This window comes from Cytobacillus sp. FSL W8-0315, assembly GCF_038002905.1.
In the GTDB taxonomy this organism is placed as follows: Bacteria; Bacillota; Bacilli; order Bacillales; family Cytobacillaceae; genus Cytobacillus; species Cytobacillus pseudoceanisediminis.
Genome location: NZ_JBBOOC010000006.1, coordinates 1 through 4,213, shown reverse-complemented (window position 1 = coordinate 4,213; position 4,213 = coordinate 1). Strand labels below are relative to the sequence as shown.

Here is a 4,213-nt window from a genome sequence, read left to right as displayed (position 1 = left end):
AGGGGCAGGTTACTTGAACAAAGAGCTAGTAGTATGGAATTATTAGAAGAATAATATTAGAATACATAAATTATTTAGATGTGGGGGATGAAACATTGCAAATTCGTGAAATTGAAGAAAAGGACAATCATACAATGGAGCAAATTATAAAACGCTCATTGGAATCATTTAACTTAAATATTCCAGGAACAGCATATTTTGACCCCCAACTGAGCAGTCTAGCACAATTTTACAAGCAACAATCAAATGCAAAGTATTGGGTTGCAGTGAATGAACAAGATGAAGTGGTAGGCGGTGTGGGTATTGCAGCATTTGGACAGAAGACGTGGATTTGCGAGTTGCAAAAGCTATACATTACACCCGAAGCTCAAGGTATGGGTCTGTCGAAGGAGCTGATGAAAGTAGCACTCGACTTCGCCAAGGAACACTATACACACTGTTACTTAGAAACATTGAAGAAACTCCAAGCAGCTAATCTCCTTTACATCAAATTAGGTTTCCAACAACTTGAAAGACCACTAGATGGGTCAGAGCATAATGCTATGGACGCTTGGTATATAAAAGAATTATCGTAAAGGAAGGTATAAGATAAGAAATAAGACAATTAAATTTTACTGATGCTGATAAATTAAAATCAGTAGAGATTGTGATAGTCTTTCAATTAGATTTACTTGGTATATTAGCATAAAAATTTCAAGTTCTTTTATATCCTAAACGGGTGCAAGAGTTGAAAATCCACTGGAACGGCAACCCTTTTTCTTCTTCGACTAAACCAGCTAATAGTTTGTCAATATTTTTCAATAAAAACTTAAAATATCTCATGCTATACTAAAAATGCGCATGCCAAATAACCTTCCATTATTCTGTTGTTGGAAGGTTTTGTGATATTTAGTTTAATTTGGTTTTAAGCTATATCTTGGAAAGTTGTTTTGCTTTTTAAAAGGGCAAATATCCAGTGTAAGAGCTTATTTACACAAGCAATTACAGCTACCTTAAAAGGTTTTCCTTCTTCACGTTTTTTATCATAGAACTCTCGTAATTTCTTATTTCGAGGAATAATTTCATCGCTTGTTTTACTCTTGCGACAGTCACGAATCGCACAACGAACAGCCATATATAAGGCGTGACGAAGCCTACTGGATCCTCTTTTCGTGATTCGGTTTCTGGTGGCTGTAAACTTTCCAGATTCGAATACACTAGGATCAACTCCAGCGAAAGCTACGAGCTTTTTAGGATCATTAAATCGATCTATCTCCCCAATTTCTGAAATGATCGTTGCAGCGATCTTTTCACCGATACCAGGGATAGATTTGATAATATTATATTCTTCAACTTCTTTAGCGAGGGCATCTATCTCTGACTCTAACTTGGATAGGTGCTCTTTGTATTGAAGAATAATGTTTATATACATACCAAGACTCAAAATATGACTCTGATACAAAGTCTTTTCAAACGGATTTCTGTCTGCGGCAGCTTTGAGTTGAATAGCTTTTTCATTAGCCCATCTGTATGAACGGCTTTTACATAATTGAGCGATTTTGTCAGCTATGGTCTCAACGCTTGCCTCTAATATATCTTCAGATGAGGGAAACTCTGAAAGAGTTAACAGTGATACTACCGAATATAAGTCACCAAAAACCCCTCTATATTCAGGAAAGACCTGGTCCAGAATGGCTTGAAATTGTAGCTTTGTTTGGATTAATACCCCCGTTATATTCTCGTGCTGTCTGGTAAGATTTCGAAGGTTTAAAAGTTGAACTCCACGCTTTTTATATGGCTCAAGATCCTCTTTATAAAACAGCTCGCAGAGATGGTAAGCATCGAGCGCATCTGTCTTTACTTTCCGAAGACTTGAACTTTTCGCCTTATAAGAAATCAGTGGATTAATGATGATCAATAAATATCCACGGTCCTCCAAGTATTGAACAACAGAGGAATGATAATGTCCTGTTGCTTCTAGGACGATAGGTGGTTTCTTACCTGTTTCTCTCTTTACGACCTCCAGAAACTCTACAAGTAAATCAAGACCTTCAATAGTATGAGAAACTTTAAAGCTCTTACGATATGGTTTGCCTTTATCCAAAAATGCCTGAACCTGACTTTCCCCTTTTGAAACATCCAGACCAATGACTGGATTCATTTAAAAATCCTCCTCCTAAACTAGTAATTTGCCAGTACCCCTAATTCCTCCATGCAGTGTCACAGCTTCGCTTGTTATACGAGATCTATGTCCCAACCAGCCTCAATCATGTTTCTACAAGTAGGGGGTGAACCGTTTAGTTGACGGGGTCGATGGCCCCACGGGCAGTTACGTTCTACCCTGGCTACTGATATAATAAGACCAAATAAAAAATGGTCAACCAGAAATATCTGGTGACCTTATAATACGAACGGGGCAGTTTTATTGAACAGCGAAAATGGGCTTCAAATATTTCAACAGCAAAAGTTGTAGGGGATTTCAGTCTATACCTGGAGGTAATAAATTGGTAGGAATGTAAAATTTAATGTAAGGAGGTTATATAAATGATTAAAGGGATTTATGAAGCTCATTTACCTGTCAAAGATTTAGATAGATCTATTGAATTTTATCGTGAGTTAGAGTTAAAGCTAGCTTGGCGTAGTTCGAAAACCGCATTTTTCTGGATAGTTGAAGGGGAAAGTTGGCTAGGGTTATGGGAAGGGAAAGAGTATAAAACCCCGTCCCACCCATCATTAAGGCATTTAGCCTTTACTATCTCTTATGAGGATATGAAAAGTTCCTTACAATGGTTAAAAAGTAAAGGGATTTCAGCTGTTCCATTTGGAAGTAGAACATCTGTAGAACCTTTTGTTAGACCTTAACAGGGAAATGCTTCTGTGTATTTTGAAGACCCTGATGGAAATAGTTTAGAATTGATGTGTTACGTTGAAGTACCTGAACATTTAAGAGAGAATGAAAAGGTATCTATAGAAGAATGGGAAGAACTCCACATAAAGAAATAGCAGAAATTCTTTCTTGTATCTTCTATTAAAGGTGATTATGATAGCTGCCATCCCAGGTGGCTTTTTTTATTGAATTAAAGGGGCAGCGCTGTTGAAGAAGGTGAAAGAAAAAAAGTAGCGAATTAATTAAGTATCAGCAGCAACTATCGTACTTAATGAGCAAAAAGAGGTTTTATTAATTAAAGGTCCTCGCAGAGGATGGGAAATGCCTGGGGGACAGGTTGAAGAAGGAGAATCATTAAAGGACGCTGCAATCAGGGAAACAAAAGAAGAAACTGGTATAGATATTGAAGTTTTAAAATTTTGTGGAGTATATCAAAATGTAAGTGATTCTATATGTAACACATTGTTTTTGGGAAAACCAATCGGAGGAGAACTGAGAACATCTCCAGAGAGCTTAGAGGTAGGTTTCTTTCCAGTTAAAAAAGCCTTGGAAATGGTCACTTGGAAAAATTTTTGGCAAAGAATTGAGTTTTGTTTAAACGAAAAACTTCATCCTTTTTATATCGAATTTTGATTTAAGATACATTGAGCAAAACGGGTGCTATGTTCAAGATCAGCTGCCAAACCAGGCGGCTTTTTGTTTAATTAAAGTGGTAGGTTTGTTTAAGAAGAAACCTATAATCTTAAAAGGAAATTGGGGAAATAAAATGAATCCTTTATTATTAGATATACCATTACAATTCGAAACTGAAAGACTAATACTACGAGCACCAAGACAATCAGTAGACAGTAATATTGTTAATAAAGCTATAAGAGATTCCTTAAATGAATTAAAGCTTTGGTTGCCATTTGCCCAGACCCTTCCAACAGTTGAAGAAACAGAAGTAAACCTGAGAAAGGCGTATATTAACTTTCTTAACCGAGAAAGTTTTCGATTCCTTATTTTTCATAAAAATTCTAATGAATTTATAGGAGTTTCAAGTTTTGAAGAAGTAAACTGGAACATTCCAAAATGTCATATTGGTTATTGGATTAATACTGAATATAGTGGCAATGGATATATGTTAGAAGCAATAAAAGGTTTAACTGAGTTAGGTTTGAATGTCATTAAATTTAAAAGGATAGAAATTCGGTGTGAATCCACAAATTTAAAAAGCCGTTCAATCCCTGAAAAGTTGGGATTCGAGTTAGAAGGGACTTTAAAAAATGAGGATTTATCAGCAGATGGTTGTAGGCTTACGGATACCTGTATCTATGCCAAGTGGACAGATACATTGTGAAGAATTGT

At 36.2% G+C, this 4,213-nt stretch carries 4 protein-coding genes and 1 pseudogene; 4 read left to right on the top strand and 1 reads right to left on the bottom strand.

Going from position 1 to position 4,213, the window contains the following annotated elements; all coding sequences use genetic code 11:
* Window positions 1–95 precede the first annotated feature (95 nt).
* A complete protein-coding gene (locus tag MKY20_RS28585) occupies window positions 96–575 on the top strand; it encodes a GNAT family N-acetyltransferase (RefSeq protein ID WP_251174100.1) in 480 nt (159 codons plus the stop codon).
* Window positions 576–904: 329 nt separating this feature from the next.
* Here the strand turns inward: MKY20_RS28585 and MKY20_RS28580 are convergent, their stop codons facing one another.
* A complete protein-coding gene (locus tag MKY20_RS28580; protein ID WP_035333656.1) occupies window positions 905–2,140 on the bottom strand; it encodes an IS110 family transposase in 1,236 nt (411 codons plus the stop codon).
* Window positions 2,141–2,523: 383 nt separating this feature from the next.
* On the opposite strand from MKY20_RS28580, the pseudogene MKY20_RS28575 reads away from it, so the two are divergent.
* The 3 genes and pseudogenes from MKY20_RS28575 to MKY20_RS28565 all read left to right on the top strand — a co-directional run bounded on the left by MKY20_RS28575 (window position 2,524) and on the right by MKY20_RS28565 (window position 4,205).
* A pseudogene (locus tag MKY20_RS28575) lies at window positions 2,524–2,982 on the top strand (VOC family protein).
* Between the two features lie 145 nt (window positions 2,983–3,127).
* Window positions 3,128–3,499 (top strand): NUDIX hydrolase, encoded by a 372-nt coding sequence (locus tag MKY20_RS28570; protein WP_341004145.1) that lies wholly within the window; start codon window positions 3,128–3,130, stop codon window positions 3,497–3,499.
* A 133-nt stretch (window positions 3,500–3,632) separates the two neighbouring features.
* Window positions 3,633–4,205, top strand: coding sequence for a GNAT family N-acetyltransferase (locus MKY20_RS28565; RefSeq protein ID WP_341003643.1), 573 nt, complete (start codon window positions 3,633–3,635; stop codon window positions 4,203–4,205).
* Window positions 4,206–4,213: the final 8 nt, after the last annotated feature.

What these genes read in the sequence shown, in the direction of transcription:
- MKY20_RS28580 (WP_035333656.1), bottom strand. Translation starts at nt 2,140, where the DNA reads ATGAATCCAGTCATTGGTCTGGATGTTTCAAAAGGGGAAAGTCAGGTT.
- MKY20_RS28565 (WP_341003643.1), top strand. Translation starts at nt 3,633, where the DNA reads ATGAATCCTTTATTATTAGATATACCATTACAATTCGAAACTGAAAGA.